General features: G+C 33.7%; 16 protein-coding genes. 14 read left to right on the forward strand and 2 right to left on the reverse strand.

What is annotated here, in order from left to right; genetic code table 11:
• Window positions 1-242: 242 nt before the first annotated feature.
• On the forward strand, window positions 243-1526 hold the full coding sequence (locus tag NCC77_RS17605; RefSeq protein WP_250836768.1) for a DUF2130 domain-containing protein: 1284 nt from the start codon (window positions 243-245) through the stop codon (window positions 1524-1526).
• 167 nt (window positions 1527-1693) lie between these two features.
• Here NCC77_RS17605 and NCC77_RS17610 read toward each other — a convergent pair whose 3' ends face one another.
• The gene (locus NCC77_RS17610; RefSeq protein ID WP_250836769.1) at window positions 1694-2125 is read right to left on the reverse strand and encodes an META domain-containing protein; all 432 of its coding nucleotides are present in this window, start codon (window positions 2123-2125) and stop codon (window positions 1694-1696) included.
• A 104-nt stretch (window positions 2126-2229) separates the two neighbouring features.
• Window positions 2230-3003, reverse strand: coding sequence for an META domain-containing protein (locus NCC77_RS17615; protein ID WP_250836770.1), 774 nt, complete (start codon window positions 3001-3003; stop codon window positions 2230-2232).
• Window positions 3004-3271: 268 nt separating this feature from the next.
• Between NCC77_RS17615 and nirB the strand changes: the two genes are divergently transcribed.
• The 13 genes from nirB to NCC77_RS17680 all read left to right on the forward strand — a co-directional run bounded on the left by nirB (window position 3272) and on the right by NCC77_RS17680 (window position 16774).
• A complete protein-coding gene (nirB, locus tag NCC77_RS17620; protein ID WP_250836771.1) occupies window positions 3272-5785 on the forward strand; it encodes a nitrite reductase large subunit NirB in 2514 nt (837 codons plus the stop codon).
• 290 nt (window positions 5786-6075) lie between these two features.
• Window positions 6076-6453: a nitrite reductase small subunit NirD gene (gene nirD, locus NCC77_RS17625; RefSeq protein ID WP_109194268.1), complete on the forward strand. Its 378-nt coding sequence runs from the start codon at window positions 6076-6078 to the stop codon at window positions 6451-6453.
• Window positions 6454-6602: 149 nt separating this feature from the next.
• The gene (locus NCC77_RS17630) at window positions 6603-7187 is read left to right on the forward strand and encodes a DUF4202 domain-containing protein (protein WP_250836772.1); all 585 of its coding nucleotides are present in this window, start codon (window positions 6603-6605) and stop codon (window positions 7185-7187) included.
• Window positions 7188-7251: 64 nt separating this feature from the next.
• Window positions 7252-9063 carry a PAS domain-containing sensor histidine kinase gene (locus tag NCC77_RS17635; RefSeq protein ID WP_250836773.1) on the forward strand — a complete coding sequence of 604 codons (1812 nt, stop codon included), beginning with the start codon at window positions 7252-7254 and terminating at the stop codon, window positions 9061-9063.
• A 484-nt stretch (window positions 9064-9547) separates the two neighbouring features.
• On the forward strand, window positions 9548-10207 hold the full coding sequence (locus tag NCC77_RS17640) for a response regulator transcription factor (protein ID WP_250836774.1): 660 nt from the start codon (window positions 9548-9550) through the stop codon (window positions 10205-10207).
• 96 nt (window positions 10208-10303) lie between these two features.
• Window positions 10304-11788 carry an MFS transporter gene (locus NCC77_RS17645; protein ID WP_250836775.1) on the forward strand — a complete coding sequence of 495 codons (1485 nt, stop codon included), beginning with the start codon at window positions 10304-10306 and terminating at the stop codon, window positions 11786-11788.
• A gap of 95 nt (window positions 11789-11883) precedes the next feature.
• A complete protein-coding gene (locus NCC77_RS17650) occupies window positions 11884-13158 on the forward strand; it encodes an alginate export family protein (RefSeq protein ID WP_250836776.1) in 1275 nt (424 codons plus the stop codon).
• A 137-nt stretch (window positions 13159-13295) separates the two neighbouring features.
• A complete protein-coding gene (locus tag NCC77_RS17655; RefSeq protein WP_095930462.1) occupies window positions 13296-13661 on the forward strand; it encodes a hypothetical protein in 366 nt (121 codons plus the stop codon).
• A gap of 166 nt (window positions 13662-13827) precedes the next feature.
• Window positions 13828-14325, forward strand: a complete 498-nt coding sequence (locus NCC77_RS17660; RefSeq protein WP_250836777.1) for a GRAM domain-containing protein — start codon at window positions 13828-13830, stop codon at window positions 14323-14325.
• 24 nt (window positions 14326-14349) lie between these two features.
• Entirely contained in the window at window positions 14350-15063 is a 714-nt protein-coding gene (locus NCC77_RS17665) for an endonuclease/exonuclease/phosphatase family protein (protein ID WP_250836778.1), read from the forward strand.
• 3 nt (window positions 15064-15066) lie between these two features.
• On the forward strand, window positions 15067-15687 hold the full coding sequence (locus tag NCC77_RS17670) for a class I SAM-dependent methyltransferase (protein WP_250836779.1): 621 nt from the start codon (window positions 15067-15069) through the stop codon (window positions 15685-15687).
• A 10-nt stretch (window positions 15688-15697) separates the two neighbouring features.
• Window positions 15698-16210 (forward strand): hypothetical protein, encoded by a 513-nt coding sequence (locus tag NCC77_RS17675; RefSeq protein WP_250836780.1) that lies wholly within the window; start codon window positions 15698-15700, stop codon window positions 16208-16210.
• Window positions 16211-16225: 15 nt separating this feature from the next.
• Complete coding sequence (locus tag NCC77_RS17680) at window positions 16226-16774, forward strand: transglycosylase domain-containing protein (RefSeq protein ID WP_250836781.1); 549 nt, start codon at window positions 16226-16228, stop codon at window positions 16772-16774.
• Window positions 16775-16776: the final 2 nt, after the last annotated feature.

Consider the following 16776-nt stretch of genomic DNA (forward strand, 5'->3'; position numbering starts at 1 on the left):
ATAAGTTACCTCCAGCTAAAGCTGGAGGCAATTCAATAAATCCTTTTAATCCTTTAATCTGTGGCAAAAAACTTTGCGCCTCTGCGACTTTGCGAGATTAAATCATAAGAAACTTTGTGTCTTAGCGCCCTCGTGGCTATAACAAAAAATCGTTACAATTTAGTACAGAAATCCACACCACAAAAAGAGAACTTTTAAATATCTTAGCAAATTCAAATTCTACAATAAAATTTCTATATAAAATGGCCGAGCAATCTTCAATTCAGTGTCCAAACTGCGGAACTCCTATCGATGTCAATGATGTTTTAAAACATCAGTTGGAAGACAGCATCCGCAAAGAATTCCAGCAAAAAGCAAATGTTCAAAACCGTGAATTAGAGCTTAAAAACGAACAATTGGAAAAAGCCAAGTCCGAATTTGAAGCGAAGAAAAAACAAGAAAACGAACTTTTTGCTGAACGTTTGGAACGCGAGAAAAAAACGGCCGAAAAAGAAATTTCAGAAAAACTAAAAGCGAAACTTGAGGAAGAAAACAAAGATCGTTTGTTACTGATGGAAAAAGAACTCTCTGAAAAATCGGAAAAAATCAGGGAATTAAATAAAATGGAAGGTGAAATCGCCAAATTGCAGCGCGAAAAACTGGAAATGAAAGATGCTATTCAGGCCGAAGCCGAAAAACAATTGAATGTACAATTAGGTTTGGAACGCGAAAAAATCAGAAAACAGGAAGACGATAAAAACGAATTAAAATTCAAAGAACTTCAGAAACAGCTTGAAGAACAAAAAAAGCTAACTGAAGAAATGAAACGCAAGCAAGAACAAGGTTCAATGCAATTGCAAGGCGAAGTAATGGAATTGGCGATTGAAGAATGGCTTGCCAACAACTTCCCTCTTGATAGCATCGATGAAATTAAGAAAGGTGCAAACGGCGCCGATTGTCTTCAAGTAGTAAACACAAGAGAACATCAAAATTGCGGTTCTATTTATTACGAAAGCAAAAGAACAAAAGCATTTCAGCCTTCATGGATCGAGAAATTTAAAAACGATATTAGAACTAAAAGAGCCAATATTGGTGTTTTGGTAACCGAAGTAATGCCTTCGGGAATGGACAGAATGGGAATGCGCGACGGGATCTGGATTTGTACCTATGAAGAATTCAAAGGTTTAAGCGCTGTATTGCGTCAATCTTTAATTCAGATCAATCAAGCGGTTCAGGCGCAGGAAAATAAAGGCGATAAAATGTCTATGCTATATGATTTCCTTACAAGCAACGAATTTCGCTTGCAGATTGAAGGAATTGTAGAAGGTTTTACTCAAATGCAAAGCGATCTGGATTCTGAAAAAAGAGCCATGCAGAGAATTTGGAAACAGCGCGAAAAACAAATCGAAAAAGTAGTTCACAATACTTTAGGAATGTACGGTTCAATTCGTGGTATTGCCGGAAATGCGGTTCAAAGCGTAAGAGCTTTAGAATTGGATTTTATTGAAGAAGAACCAGAAAATGAAGACCCAAAGGAATTAGAATAAATCAGCTCAATTTTGTCATTCCGAGGAACGAGGAATCTCCACAAGTAGCTCCGTACAGAAAGGCATAAAATCTTTGTCGAGTTTCTTACGGAGATTCCTCGTTGCTCGGAATGACAAACAAAAAATAAAAAAGGCTTCGAAATCAATCGAAGCCTTTCATTTTTTACTTAACCCTTTTTGAAACACATTGTTAGTCCAAATTGATTTGAAAGGAAAAGTTTATTATCCTTAATAGAATAACCAGATGTGGTTTTTAACAACTGCGTGAATTCACCTTCTTTTTTTGCATCACATTTTTTAGTTTCTGTTGTGAAGTTTAAAAATTGAATTTTCCCATCACCTTTTGAAACTAGATTGCCCTTTACAGCATTACAACCAGTCGATCCAGAAAATGCAGAGGACGTAATTACAATTTTCGGAGAACTTGAAAATTCTTTATCAGTAATAACTTTCCCGTTTAAGTTTTCCAAAATCCAAGTTTGCTGTAATTTCTTTTCCACTAAATCTTGACTAGCAGAAGTTGTTGTTTTCGTTTCTTTAGTCGATTTACAACTGCAAACTAACACCATTGCAATTAATAACATTAAAATCCTTTTCATGTAAAATAAATATTATAAGTTTTATTTTACAAAAATATTTTAGCGCTAATATAAACAGGAGCCGAATAGGCTTTTTTTTAGATACAATACGACATTTTAAAACTCTAATCTACCTTCTTAAAAACAGCCAGTTTAGCAGAAGGATTCGACAAAGTCAATTGATTATTTCCAATAGAATATGTTGTTGTGCTTTGTAAAGCTTTTAAAAATTCACCTTCTTTATTTCCTTGCGGACAAGCCATTAAAGTTGAAATCACTTTAGTAAAACGCAAAACATCTTTTTCAAAAAAGATTTGTCCCGTTATCGAATTACAGCCTCCAAAGCCGGAGAATCTATTTTCGGCAGAATTAATTTCAAGTCTCGGAAATTCTTTTTGAAAATCGGTTGCAAAAACTTTATAGCCATTCAATTCTTCCAAAACCCAAATATCGTGAAGTCTATAATCGGTGAGATATTTTCCGCATCCGCTGAGTTTCTTCGTTTCTAATTCCGAATTATTTCTGATTTCGACTTTTACGCTGTAAGGAGAAATCGCTCCAGACATAGAATCCTGACAATCCAATTGCTGAATCGTAATGGTTGCCGAAGTATTTTCATTATTTACTTGATACATTTTCACATTGGCATCCATAGCCCTAATTGCATCTACTGCTGGAAAAGTGATTTTTTCCTTTCCAGGAATTAATGACGTAAAAACGATTTCTTCATTCCCCATTTTGATTCCCCAAAATGGCTCATTTCCAGTCCCTTTAAAATAATATTTTAGATCTTCTTCTGTAGAACTTACAGAAGATGTTGTGCCAGATTCTTTGTTTGCAGTCGTTTTACAGCCGATTATTAAAGCTGCTAATAACAATATTGAAAGTAATTTTTTCATAAGATCTTAGTTTAAAAAACATTCTTTTTATAAAACATCTGTAAAATTCTTATGAATTTACGATATTTTTTCGAAACGCTTATTTAGAATCCTTTCAAATTTAAAAAAACTAAGTAAGGAACAAATTGTTCAAAACCGGCACCACGTAAAAGATTAAGACAAAATACGTAGTAAACCGAACCTACTTACTACTTAAAAAATATTTTGTTTACGTATTTTTTAAGTATAAATACTTATATTTGCATAGTAATACTTAATTAAAGAAATCATGATTAGAGTAATAGTAGTTGGAAACGGCATGGTTGGTTATAAATTTTGCGAAAAGTTTGTTGCAAAATCAGGACAAGAAAAGTATCAAATCACAGTATTTGGAGAGGAACCAAGACGCGCTTACGATCGCGTTCACTTAAGCGAGTACTTTGGAGGAAAAACGGCTGATGACTTATCACTTTCAACAAGCCAATGGTACGCAGAAAACAATATTATTCTAAATACATCTGAACTAATTACAGATATAAATCGTGATGCAAAAACAATACATACACACTTAGGCAAAACGCATACGTATGACTACTTAGTTTTAGCAACAGGTTCTTCGGCTTTTGTACCACCAATTGAAGGTGTAGAAAAAGAAGGTGTTTTTGTCTACAGAACCATCGAAGATCTGGATGCTATTATGGCTTACGCGAAAAAAATAAAACAAAAAGGCGCAACCGAAGCAGCTGTTTTAGGTGGCGGTTTATTAGGCCTTGAAGCTGCAAAAGCCGTTCGAGATTTAGGATTGAATCCGCATGTTGTGGAATTTGCTCCGCGTTTGATGCCGAGACAATTGGATCAAGGCGCAAGTGATATGCTTCAATCAAAAATAGAAGAATTAAACATCGGAATTCATCTTAACAAAGCAACGCAATATATTGACGGAAAGGAAAGTATAACAGGAATGATGTTTGCAAACGACGAATTGTTAAAAGTAGACATGTTGGTTATATCGGCCGGAATTAAACCTCGCGACGAACTGGCCAGAGTTTCAGGACTTGAAGTTGGCGTAAGAGGCGGAATCGTGGTAGACAATCAAATGCGAACATCAGATCCTTCTATTTTTGCGATTGGCGAAGCAGCATTGTACAATCAAAACATTTACGGACTTGTTGCTCCAGGTTACGAAATGGCAGATGTAGCTGCAGAGCAAATCTTAAGTGGTAATAAAACCATGAGAGAAACCATCGATATGTCAACACAATTGAAATTAATTGGTGTTGAAGTGGCGAGTTTTGGTGATCCTTTTGTTGAAAATAATGACGTTACAGCTATTATTTATGAAAATAAATTAAGCGGCGTTTATAAAAGAATCAACGTTACAAAGGATTCTAAAAAGCTTTTAGGCGGAATTTTAGTCGGAGATTCTAGCGATTACAATTCGCTATTTCAAATTTATATTAATGAAATGGCGTTACCTAAAAATCCAGAAGATCTAATTCTAGGTTCTCGCGATGGTTCTGAAGGTTCTTCTTTAGGAAGCGTAATGGATTTGCCAGATACAGCTGTAATCTGTTCTTGCGAAAACGTAACGAAAGGTTCTATTTGCTGTAAAATTCTAGACGAATCTTGTGCTACACTTTCAGATGTCGTGAAGGCAACAAAAGCAACTTCTGGTTGTGGAGGCTGTAAACCAATGGTTTCAGATTTGGTAAAAGCCACTCAAAAATCTTTAGGAAAAGAAGTAAAAGAAGTTATCTGCGAGCATTTCACTTATACACGTCAGGAATTGTTCGATTTGGTAAAAATCAATAAATATGAGAATTTCTATGACGTTTTAGATCATCATGGAAAAGGTGACGGTTGTGAAATTTGCAAACCTGTTGTTGCTTCAATTTTCTCTAGTATTTATAATGATACTGCGAACAAACACGTTACTACTCAAGATACAAACGATAGATTTCTAGCCAATATTCAAAGAAACGGAACCTATTCTGTTGTTCCAAGAGTTGCCGGAGGTGAAATTACAGCCGAAAAACTAATTGTAATTGGTGAAGTGGCTAAACAATTTGATTTGTACACTAAAATTACGGGAGCGCAAAGAGTCGACTTATTTGGCGCACATTTAAGTGATTTGCCAAAAATCTGGAAAATCTTAATCGAAAATGGTTTTGAAAGCGGTCACGCTTACGGAAAATCGCTTCGTGCTGTAAAAAGCTGTGTCGGAAATGCTTGGTGCCGTTACGGAATGGACGACAGCGCTGGATTTGCCATCGAACTGGAAAACAGATACAAAGGAATCCGTTCTCCGCACAAGCTAAAAGGTGGCGTTTCAGCCTGCATTCGCGAATGTGCCGAAGCCCGCGGAAAAGATTTCGGATTAATCGCTGTTGAAGGCGGATGGAATTTATACATCGCCGGAAATGGTGGTGCAAACCCAAAACACGCTGTTTTATTGGCTGAAAAAATCGACAAAGAAACCGTAATCAAATACATGGACCGTTTCTTAATGTATTACATCCGCACAGCTGGCCCGCTGATTCGAACTTCAACTTGGTTAGAAAAACTGGACGGAGGTTTAGACTATCTAAAACAAGTAATCATCGAAGACAGTTTAGGAATCTGCGAAACCTTAGAAGCCGAAATGCAGACTTTGGTGAACACTTTCGAATGTGAATGGAAACAAGTGTTGGAAAAACCAAGATTATTAAAACGCTTCAATCATTTTGTTAACTCAGACGAGAAAGATGACAATATTGCTTTTGTTCCGTTAAGAGATCAAAAAATGCCAAAAGCGTGGACTTAAATTTTAATTTAAACACATAGAAACATAGAATCACTAAACTCAAAAAAAGGCGTTTCACTTGTATAAATACACATAGCTATGTGTTAGAAACTAGTTTCTTTTAGTTTTCTTTTTCTCAAACCAAAAACAAAAAAATCTATGTTTCTATGTGTTTAAAATAATAGCTCCAAAAAAAGAAAAAAAATCATTTAACGTTTGCTGTCCTTCTTACCCTCTTTTTTACTGCGCCATCAAATCTCTCTTGATTGTAAAAAGAGGGCTAAGAAACAGGAAACAAAAACTCAATCAAAATGGAAGAAATCTTAAATCAATACGAAACGGTTCATGCAAGCGATGCTACAATTTGGTTCAAAGCGGGTAAAGTAGAAGATTTTCCAACCAACCGAGGAGGCTGTATCAAATACAAAAACAAACAAATTGCGATTTTTAATTTTACGCGTCGCAACGAATGGTACGCTTGTCAAAATGCTTGTCCGCACAAAATGGAAATGGTGCTTTCAAGAGGAATGACTGGTTCTGCCGACGATATTCCGAAAATCGCTTGTCCAATGCATAAAAAAACATTTTCACTTGTTGACGGTTCAAACTTAAACGGCGAAGAATACAGCATTGCAACTTATCCTATTAAGATTGTTGAAAATGAAGTTTTCGTTGGATTTGTAGATTAAATGAATATTTTCTTCCGCCACGAATTCACGAATCATTGTGTTCAATCTGTGTCATTAATTTCACTAATATAATTCGTTTTCATTCGTGAATTCGTGGCGAAAAAAAAACTTAATTCCGTATCTTTGAAATTCTATTATCAAACCAAAAAATGACTACACCTTTTCAAAAAGCAAGCCAATGGATTGACGCTGAAAACGCACAGGATCCAAACATCGAATTAGACCAAAACACCGAATATCCAAAAGAATTATTGTATTCAAACAGGATGTACGAAAAACTGATCCAGTTTGAACCAAACGCATCAGAAGAAATTCAGATTGCATCAAAAGCACAGCACATCTGCCGATGGAAAGTGGCCCGAGAATCGTACCCAATGGATCGCGTGGGTTATTTGAAATGGAGAGAAGAATTGAAAAAATTCCACGCAAAAACTACTGCTGAAATTCTCGAAAAAGCTGGCTACAATCAAACTTTTATCGATCGTGTATCGTTCTTAATTGAAAAAAAACTACTTAAAAAAGATGCCGAAACCCAATTGCTAGAAGATGTAATTTGTTTGGTATTTTTAGAATATTATTTAGAACCTTTCGTCCACAAACATGATGAAGAAAAGCTAAAAAATATCATCAAAAAAACCTGGGATAAAATGTCGGATAAAGGCCATCAGGAAGCTTTAAAAATCAATTATTCTGAAGAAAACTTAAACTTGATAAAAGCTTCTTTAGGATTGTAAAAAAGATATGAAATGAGCTAAAGCGAATTCCATTTTCCTATAGAAAGACAAATATTATCTTCGAATGAAAAAAAGCAATCAGGAAGCTGCAGAAAAAATCACATTCAAAAATTTACGTCGTCTGTATTTTTTTGCGCTTCTTACTATTGCCTTAACTATAATTATAAGTCAGTTTTTAGTACAATACAATCTGAATCAGCAGTTAAGCGATTCTAAGATTATCAATTTTTCTGGTAAACAAAGAATGCTGAGCCAAAAAATTGTAAAAGAAGTTCTGATCTTACATTACGTTTCTGATTCGGTTGCAACCAAAAAAACTTCGCATTTAAAAGAAGTTCTAGAGCTTTGGAAGAAAAATCAAAAAGCACTTGAAAACGGCAGTGACAGTTTAGCTTTTCCAAAAGAAAAATCAGAAACACTTTCTAAATTGTATCTGGAAATCAATCCGATTTTCAATAAAATTGCACAAACTACAGATTCTTTTTTATTAAATCTGCAGCAGAAAAAATCGGCTTCTGAAAATCAAAAATTGGTTCAGATTATTTTAGAAAACGAAGGCGTTTTCCTTTCAAAAATGAATCAAATTGTAACCCAATACGATCTTGAAGCGCACGAAAAAGTAACCGAACAGCGCCGAATCGAATATTGGATTTTTGGTTTTACACTTTTAGTTCTTCTTCTAGAATTCTTCTTCATTTTCAAACCAACCAACAAGAAAATCGAAAGGTTAATTGCCCAACTTTTATCTTCTGAAAAGAAAGCCTTAAAACTGGCATACGACACCGAAATCATTAGTGAAATCAAAGAAAACTCCGTAAAAGAATTAAAATCGCTCAATTATGCGATGGAAAATACTTTGCTGTATTGCCGAATTTCTCCAGACGGCTCCATCATTCATATTGGAGAAAAATTTGCCAAACTTTTAAATTATACTAAGTTTTTATCTAACAAAAAATTCTCCGAAGTACTGACTGAAGACGAAAAAGAACAGGTTAATTTTGACCGTTTAATTTTCGAAAAACAGCGTAGCGGCTGGCAAGGCGAAATCAAAATTATAAATAAAGACGAAAAAGAAATCTGGCTCGATTTGTCGATGGTTCCCGTTATGATCAAAAAAGACGAATTGGAACTTTTGATTGTTTGTTTCAACATTACCGAACGCAAAAAAGCACAACGCGAAGTAGAACGTTTGAACCTTGAAAATACAACCGAAAAAATCAATCAGCAAAAGATTATTTCAAGCAAAATAGTTGAAAATCAGGAAAACGAACAAAACCGAATCGCCAAAGAAATTCACGACGGAATCGGACAAATGCTTACTGGTTTAAAATTTAGTTTAGAGAGTATTAATCTGGACGATAGAGAAAAATCAGAACAAAAAATTGAGTATTTAAAGAAACTTTCACTTGATATTATAAAAGGTGTCCGCACGGCAACTTTCAACCTAATGCCACCAGAATTAAGTGATCACGGAATCGTTTCTTCTTTAGCAAAACTCACTCAAGAACTTTCAAAACTAACCGGAAAAGAAATCCTGTTTTACAACAAAACCGATTTTGACCAGCGTTTAGATTCTTTAATCGAAATCAACATTTATCGTCTCACGCAAGAAGCGATCAATAACGCGATTAAATATGCCGAATCGTCACATATTATTGTGCAGCTTTCGCACAGCGAAACACTTTTAAGCATCATCGTAGACGATAACGGAAAAGGTTTCGACGTGAATTCAGTTGACAAAAAACGCAACAGCGAATCTGGAATGGGACTTTTATTCATGAAAGAAAGAATCCAATACATTAACGGACGTGTTTTCATGAACTCTATTCCAGGCGAAGGAACGAGAATTACGTTCAATATTCCTATTCTTAAATAGAAATTCCAATTTTTTAAAATTCCAAATTCCAAACCCTATACGGTAAATAAACTTTGTAAAAGTTGACCACAATTTTGTCAAGCTGAGCGGAGTCGAAGCCCACGCAATCTAAATCCAATCTTTATAGAGCTACTTGTGGAGATTTCTCCTTCGTCAGAAATGAGAAATATTGCGCAAATAACTTTGTCAAAGTTAACCTCAATTTTGTCAGGCTGAGCGGAGTCGAAGCCCACGCAATCTAAATCCAATCTTTATAGAGCTACTTGTGGAGATTTCTCCTTCGTCGAAATGACAAAAAATGAGAATAAAAAAGTGAAATTTGTTATTGCAATTGTCATTGATATTGCAATTTTTTCTAATGATTTTTTAATGTTGGAGTTTGGAATTTCAAAAAATTGGATTTTTAAATAAAAAAAGTACGTATATTAGCATCTTCTTTTTAGATGAATATACGTAAAAATCGAGAATCAAAATTAAGTAAACTATGAGCAATATCATTCGAGTAGTACTGGCAGATGACCATGTTTTTGTTAGAGACGGAATCAAATCCTTACTGGAAAATGAAGCAAACATTGAGGTTGTAGGCGAAGCAATCGATGGTGCAGATGCTCTGGAAGTAGTTGCTGCAACGCAACCAGATTTACTTATAGTAGATATTCGTATGCCTAACTTAACTGGTATCGAGGTAGTAGAAAAACTTAGAAGCGAAAATAACAACGTAAAAATAATCATGCTTTCTATGCATGAATCAGAAGAATATGTGTTGAAATCGATAAAAGCTGGCGCCGATGGTTATTTACTGAAAGGTTCTAGTAAAGAAGAATTCCTAAAAGCTTTACACAGTGTTGCTGTTGGAGGCAAATATTTCAGCGGTGATATTTCTTCCATTTTAATCAGTCAACTTACTAATTCATCACCATCTTTAGAACCTAAGCAAAGCTTGGGTGAAGAAATGATGATTACAAAAAGAGAAAAAGAAATCTTGACGCTTCTTTTATCGGGAAAAGGAAATAAAGAAATCGCTGAAGCGCTTGACATCAGTAAAAGAACTGCCGAAGTGCACCGTTTCAACTTAATGAAAAAACTGAAAGTAAAAAACCTAATGGAGCTTTCAAACAAAGCGGCTGAGTATTCTTTAATTTAAAAATACGTATAAATACGTAATTATTTTTCAAAAACTGCGTTTTAGCAGGTTTTAACTAAGTTATAGTACTTATTTTTACATAAAAATATAAGTGCTATGAAAAATACAAACTCACTATCGCAATCACACAAAATTTTATTTTTGAACACACTGGCATTTACAGTGTGTTTTGCCTGCTGGACATTAAACGGGGTTCTGGTAACCTTCTTAGTCGATAACGGAATTTTCCATTGGGATGTTATACAAGTTGGATGGCTTTTGGGCATTCCAATTTTAACAGGTTCAATCATGCGTCTTCCAATTGGAATTTTAACCGATAAATTTGGCGGAAAGTATGTTTTTTCGCTTTTACTCCTTCTAAGCTCAATTCCGTTATTCCTCCTTCCCTACGCCGACAGTTTTTTCATGTTTGCCGTACTTAGTTTCTTCTTCGGAATGGTCGGAACCAGTTTTGCAGTCGGAATTGGCTACACGTCTATCTGGTATCCAAAAGAATGGCAAGGACGCGCTTTGGGAATATTCGGAATGGGAAATGCAGGCGCAGCAATTACCACTTTTTTAGCCCCCTCTCTATTAAACCATTTCTCTATTGATGATCCGCAAAATGGCTGGAAAGTTCTTCCGATTATTTACGCTATTTCATTGGTCGTAATTGGTGTTGCTTTTTTAATTTTTGCTCAAAACAAAAAAATAGAAAGCAACGGTAAAACTATTTCACAAATGCTTACCCCCCTAAAATCACAAAGAGTTTGGCGTTTTGGAGCCTACTACTTCTTAGTTTTCGGTTGTTTTGTAGCTTATTCTCAATGGTTATTGCCAAATTTCATGAATGTTTACCAAACGAGTTTGGTTATGGGAGGAATGTTTGCAACAATGTTTAGTTTACCATCTGGAGTAATCAGAGCTTTAGGAGGCTATTTATCTGATAAATTCGGAGCTAGAAAAGTAATGTATTGGGTTTTGGGCTCTTCGGTAATTTTGAGTGCTTTATTGTCGATTCCTAAAATGGAAATTACAACTTCTGGCCCTGGAATCTTAGCGGCAAAAAAAGGCGTTGTAAACGTAATCAGCGACAAAACCGTAAAAATTGGAGATAAAGAATATCCAATTGCGCAAAAAACAGCCAATGGTAATGAAAATGCTATTTTTCCAACTTCTACAAGCTGGCAAGATGTTGTAGTCACAAATAATCAAAGTGTAGCTAAAAAAGAACTGATAGCCAAAGGAGTAACCGTTATTAAATTTGATGCCAATATGTGGGTATTTTTAATTTTAGTAATTCTAATTGGAATTTCTTGGGGAATTGGAAAAGCGGCGGTTTACAAACATATTCCAGAGTACTTCCCAAATGAAGTTGGTGTTGTGGGCGGAATGGTTGGAATGATTGGAGGTTTAGGTGGTTTCTTTGGACCAATTATCTTTGGATATTTATTAACTGCAACCGGAATCTGGTCAAGTTCATGGATTTTTATTTTAATCTTTTCAACGGTCTGCTTAGTGTGGATGCATTACACTATTACACAACTATCTAAGAAGAAAGAAGTTAAAATAAGTAAAGCAAAATTAGAGCCTGCATATTAGACTTAGATTAAAAAAAAATTAGAATTATGATTGAAATCATAATAAATACTGGCTTTTTCTTATAAATTTACTTTCAATAAAAATCAAAAAATTTTATGAAGAAACTTAAACTAATTTTAATACTTATCGTAGGATTAAGTTTTGAAATCCAAGCTCAAGAATTAGATGTAAATCTGCAAATTAGGCCACGTTTTGAATATCGTAACGGTTACAAACAACTTTTACAAGAAGGACAAAAAGGAACTTCTCAAATTTCGCAGCGTTCTCGTCTAAACTTCAATTACAAACAAGACGATTTAATTTTAAAATTAACTTTCCAAAATACAAGAACATGGGGAGATGTTGCTCCTGCTACAGTTGCTGATAAAAATGGAGTTGCTGTTTTTGAAGCTTGGGCGCAATATAATTTCACTGAAAAATGGAGCGCCAGAATGGGACGTCAGGTTCTTTCTTATGATAATCAGCGTATTTTGGGTGAAATGGATTGGGCACAGCAAGGCCAAAGCCACGATGCGTTAACGGTTTCTTTTCATGACGAAACTCAAAAATTAGATTTTGGAGGTGCTTACAATTCAACAGCAGAGAATGTTGTACAAACTCCTTATACCGTTGCAAATTATAAAGCGATGCAATATGCTTGGTATCATAATCAAATTAGCGAAAAATTAGGCGCGAGCTTTTTAGTATTGAATACAGGTTACGAATTTACTCGTAATCCAAATACTCCAGAGAGCAAAATTCTTGTAGATTACATGCAAACTTTTGGTCCTTATTTAACTTATAAAAAAGATAAAATTGATACTAGTTTTTGGTTGTATGGCCAAACTGGAAAAAGTACCGATCAGCAAGTTAGTGCTTGGAATGCTGCCGCAAACATTAATTACAGCATCACTAATTCGTTTAAAGCTGGTTTAGGGTACGAATTTTTATCTGGTAAAGATTCAAATGATGGAAGCACAGTAATTAAATCTTTTAACCCGATTTTTGGAACCAACCACGGATTTAATGGTTACATGGATTACTTTTATGTTGGAAATCATTTAAAAAATGTTGGTTTACAAGATATTTTTATCAAATTGAATTACAATGTAAACAAGTGGCAATTTGCTTTGATTCCGCACGTTTTTTTAGCTGCAGCTGATGTAGTGAATGTTCCTCTTAACGAAAAAATGGATTCTTATTTAGGAACTGAGATTGATGCAACTTTTGGATATAATTTCAAAAAAGACATTACATTGACAGGAGGTTATTCTCAAATGTTCGGATCTAAAACGATGGAATTTATTAAAACGGGAGATGCTGGCCATACCAACAATTGGGCATGGTTAATGGTTTCTGTGAATCCGAGAATTTTTAGCTGGAAAAAATAATTTTTATTTAAAATTAACCCAAGAAAAATCCCTTTTTCCCATTTCGGAAAAAGGGATTTTTTTTCATCCTCAAAAACTTCATTATTTGTTTTAATTATTTATATTTGAAGCGATTATGAACCCCCAATTCTATCCTAATGAAACCATTTCTAAAATTGTCATTGGTGACTTTTATTGTCACGCAAACAGGCATTGCTCAAAAGTACAATGATGCCTTAATTTCTAAAAACTCTGAAATAAATTTTGCCAAAACGCAAAAAAGAGGAATCAAGAAAAACAACATTGTTTATTATGTTGAGAACGATTTACAAACCATTTCTGCCTATAAAAGAAGCAAATTGAAATGGCAAACCAATGTAATTTCTGTTTGCGGAAAACCAAAAAAAGGAGAACCTGAAATTAGATATGTTGGTTATAATTCAGACAAACTGCTTATCGTTATCGGAAAACATAATTTTGCTGAAATTGATGTAAATAGTGGCGAAACAAAATTTGTTGGTTAATCCCATAAAAAAGCATTACTTAAAATATAATATAACTTACCCTTTTTCAGTTTTCGGAAAAGGGTATTTTTTTTTGGCGAAATCACGAAAGCAGCATTATGCTTTAATTTGTAATTTCGTTAGAAACAAAAACTTCTCTTATTAATCAATCTGAAAACAAACAACTGTGAAAAGACTAAAATATTCGTTAGTATTAGGATTAAGTACAAGTATCTTTTTAACCCTTTATATTAGTTATAAAGGAAAATATAATTTTAATGTTACACTCTTCACTGCTGTCTTTATGTTTATTTTTATTACATTAATATCTTATTTTAAGATGTTTGCTCACATAAACAATAAAGAAATTAATTTTCAAGAATTAAAAAATATAATCTATTCTGGAAGAGCAAATCATTACTTAAATGGAATCACAGTTGGTGGTAATCTATACTTAACAGATAATCAACTAATCTTTCAAACCAACATCCTTAATTTTATACAAAAACACGAATGTATAATTAATTTAAAGGATATTGCTTTAATAGAATTTGAAAAAACTTTAGGAATGGTCAACAACGGATTATTAATAAGAACCGAAAATGGTTTAAAAGAAAAATTTGTTGTAACGAACAGAGAACAATGGAAAAATGAAATTGAAAAAAAGCAAAAAATAGGATTATAAAATCAATTTAAATCCATAACAATAATGAAACTCATCGCTTGGAACTGCAATATGGCATTCAGAAAAAAAGCTCAATATATTCAAGCTTTGAATCCTGATATTGCTGTAATTTCTGAGTGTGAAAGTCCTGAAAAACTCAAATTTACAAACGGAACAAAATTACCTTCGGATATTCTTTGGTACGGCGCAAATCCTAATAAAGGACTTGGCGTTTTTTCGTTTGGAGATTATAGGTTTCAATTGTTAGAATGTCATAATCCAACTTTCAAAAACATCCTTCCAATTGCCGTAACAGGCGGAAAAATTGACTTTACTTTATTTGCAATTTGGGCTAATAACCCTGCAGATAAAGAGGGCGCTTATATAACTCAGATTTGGAAAGCAATTCATTTTTATGAAGATTTAATCAAAGAAACTAATACCATACTAATTGGCGATTTCAACAGCAATACGATTTGGGACAAACCACGTCGCGAAGGAAATCATACAACGGTTGTAAATAAATTGGCCGAAAAGAATATTTTCAGCACCTATCACAAATATTTCAATCAACTTCAAGGCAAAGAAGAACATCCAACTTGGTATTTGTATCGTCATGAAAATAAACCCTATCATCTTGATTATTGCTTTGCTTCAAATGATTTTATGGAAGTTTTAGAAAGCGTGGAAGTTGGCACTTACAAAGACTGGACTTTGTACAGCGACCACAAACCTTTAATAATTAAATTCAATATATAAACCATGAACAACTGGACTAACCGTTGGGATGACCGTTATAAAACCGAAGAATTCGCATACGGCGAAGAACCCAACAATTACCTTAAAGAACAAATTGAAAAATTAGAAACAGGCACTATTCTTTTTCCTGCTGAAGGCGAAGGAAGAAATGCCATTTTCGCAGCAAAATTAGGCTGGGAAGTTGCCGCTTTTGATATTAGCGAAGAAGGAAGAAACAAAGCGCTTCGTTTGGCAGAAAACAATAATGTCTCACTTGATTATCAAGTTGGCGAATTGGAAACTTTAGATTTTCAGGATGGACAATTTGATGCGATTGCTTTAATCTATGCACATTTTCCAGCTGCGATAAAATCTGAAATTCATAAACAACTTGACAAACTTTTACGAAAAGACGGGATTCTAATTTTTGAAGCTTTCAGTAAAAAGCATTTAGAATACGTTACCAAAAACGAAAAAGTTGGTGGACCAAAAGACATTGAATCTCTTTTTTCAATCGAAGAAATCAAAGCTGATTTCCCTAATTATGAAATCATTGAATTAGAAGAAAAAGAAATTGAACTAAACGAAGGCTTATTCCATAACGGAACTGGCTCTGTAATTCGATTTGTTGGCAGAAAAAAATAAAAAATAAACTATGATTAAAAAAATAGTACTTCTCTTTCTATTCCTATCTATTCAAAGTTTTGCTCAAGATAATCAACAACTTACCTCAAAAGATATTTATTCTAAAGATGGACTTGTTTATAAAGTTAGTAACGATTCTCTTTTTTCAGGTTCAATAGAAAACCGTCGATGGACGAATAATATCTTACTATCAAAAAATGATTTTAAAAATGGATATCTAATACTTTACACTGAATACTATAATAAAAGCAAAAAAGGAATTCCTTGCAGAAAGACTTATTATTATGATCAACCGTTTTTTAAAAAGAAAAAAGAGGACAAATTAGATTTTGATGGAAGCATTTATTCTTCCTCTTACTTTGACGAAAATGAAAATAAAATTTTAGAAGAAAATTATTCTGAAGGCAAATTAATCTACAGCTGTCAATATAAAGATGGAAAGAAAAATGGGAAACAATTCTGTTTATCAAAAACTGGAAAAGAATTGAATTATATTTATGAAAATGGAAAAAAAGTAAACTAATTTATTTAATTTTTTATGTTCAAAAAATCATTAAAAATCTTTCTTGGAATAATTGTTTTTTTAGGAGTTTTAATATTGTATTTATTAAGCGATTTCAATCCTCTTTACAGAAATAAAGAATTTGTATTATTAACAAATAAATTAAACGAAGCTAAAAAAGAAGATTTTACATCGTTTATTGATATTCATAACAAAATTTACAAAAAGATAAAAGAACCAAGTTGCCCTTGCAGAGGTGCCTCAAATAACATTCACCCATCCAGACATGCCTATTCACTTACTAAATTACTTTATGAGCTAAAAATAAAACAAGAATTTAGTCAAAACGAGTGTCTCAAATTTGTTTTAGTAAACTATGATTTTGGATATAAAAACATTGGTATAAAGGCTGCTTCCAAATTCTATTTTAATAAAAACATAAAAGAGCTTGATGAAAAAGAAAAGGTAACATTAATTGCCATGCTTAAAAATTCTAGTTTGTATAATCCAATTCGAAATAAAAAAGGAGTTCGCAATAGAGTCCTACTCTTGGAACTTGCATTGCATAGCCAGAATAAAGAGTAGAC

Origin of the sequence: Flavobacterium tyrosinilyticum (assembly GCF_023656565.1) — a bacterium.
Taxonomy (GTDB): domain Bacteria; phylum Bacteroidota; class Bacteroidia; order Flavobacteriales; family Flavobacteriaceae; genus Flavobacterium; species Flavobacterium tyrosinilyticum.

Coding starts and splice junctions, on each gene's coding strand:
- NCC77_RS17635 (WP_250836773.1), top strand. CDS start 7,252: ATGAAAAAAAGCAATCAGGAAGCTGCAGAAAAAATCACATTCAAAAAT.
- NCC77_RS17605 (WP_250836768.1), top strand. CDS start 243: ATGGCCGAGCAATCTTCAATTCAGTGTCCAAACTGCGGAACTCCTATC.
- NCC77_RS17680 (WP_250836781.1), top strand. CDS start 16,226: ATGTTCAAAAAATCATTAAAAATCTTTCTTGGAATAATTGTTTTTTTA.
- NCC77_RS17675 (WP_250836780.1), top strand. CDS start 15,698: ATGATTAAAAAAATAGTACTTCTCTTTCTATTCCTATCTATTCAAAGT.
- NCC77_RS17640 (WP_250836774.1), top strand. CDS start 9,548: ATGAGCAATATCATTCGAGTAGTACTGGCAGATGACCATGTTTTTGTT.
- NCC77_RS17610 (WP_250836769.1), bottom strand. CDS start 2,125: ATGAAAAGGATTTTAATGTTATTAATTGCAATGGTGTTAGTTTGCAGT.
- NCC77_RS17645 (WP_250836775.1), top strand. CDS start 10,304: ATGAAAAATACAAACTCACTATCGCAATCACACAAAATTTTATTTTTG.
- NCC77_RS17650 (WP_250836776.1), top strand. CDS start 11,884: ATGAAGAAACTTAAACTAATTTTAATACTTATCGTAGGATTAAGTTTT.
- NCC77_RS17615 (WP_250836770.1), bottom strand. CDS start 3,003: ATGAAAAAATTACTTTCAATATTGTTATTAGCAGCTTTAATAATCGGC.
- NCC77_RS17670 (WP_250836779.1), top strand. CDS start 15,067: ATGAACAACTGGACTAACCGTTGGGATGACCGTTATAAAACCGAAGAA.
- nirD (WP_109194268.1), top strand. CDS start 6,076: ATGGAAGAAATCTTAAATCAATACGAAACGGTTCATGCAAGCGATGCT.
- NCC77_RS17655 (WP_095930462.1), top strand. CDS start 13,296: ATGAAACCATTTCTAAAATTGTCATTGGTGACTTTTATTGTCACGCAA.
- NCC77_RS17630 (WP_250836772.1), top strand. CDS start 6,603: ATGACTACACCTTTTCAAAAAGCAAGCCAATGGATTGACGCTGAAAAC.
- NCC77_RS17665 (WP_250836778.1), top strand. CDS start 14,350: ATGAAACTCATCGCTTGGAACTGCAATATGGCATTCAGAAAAAAAGCT.
- nirB (WP_250836771.1), top strand. CDS start 3,272: ATGATTAGAGTAATAGTAGTTGGAAACGGCATGGTTGGTTATAAATTT.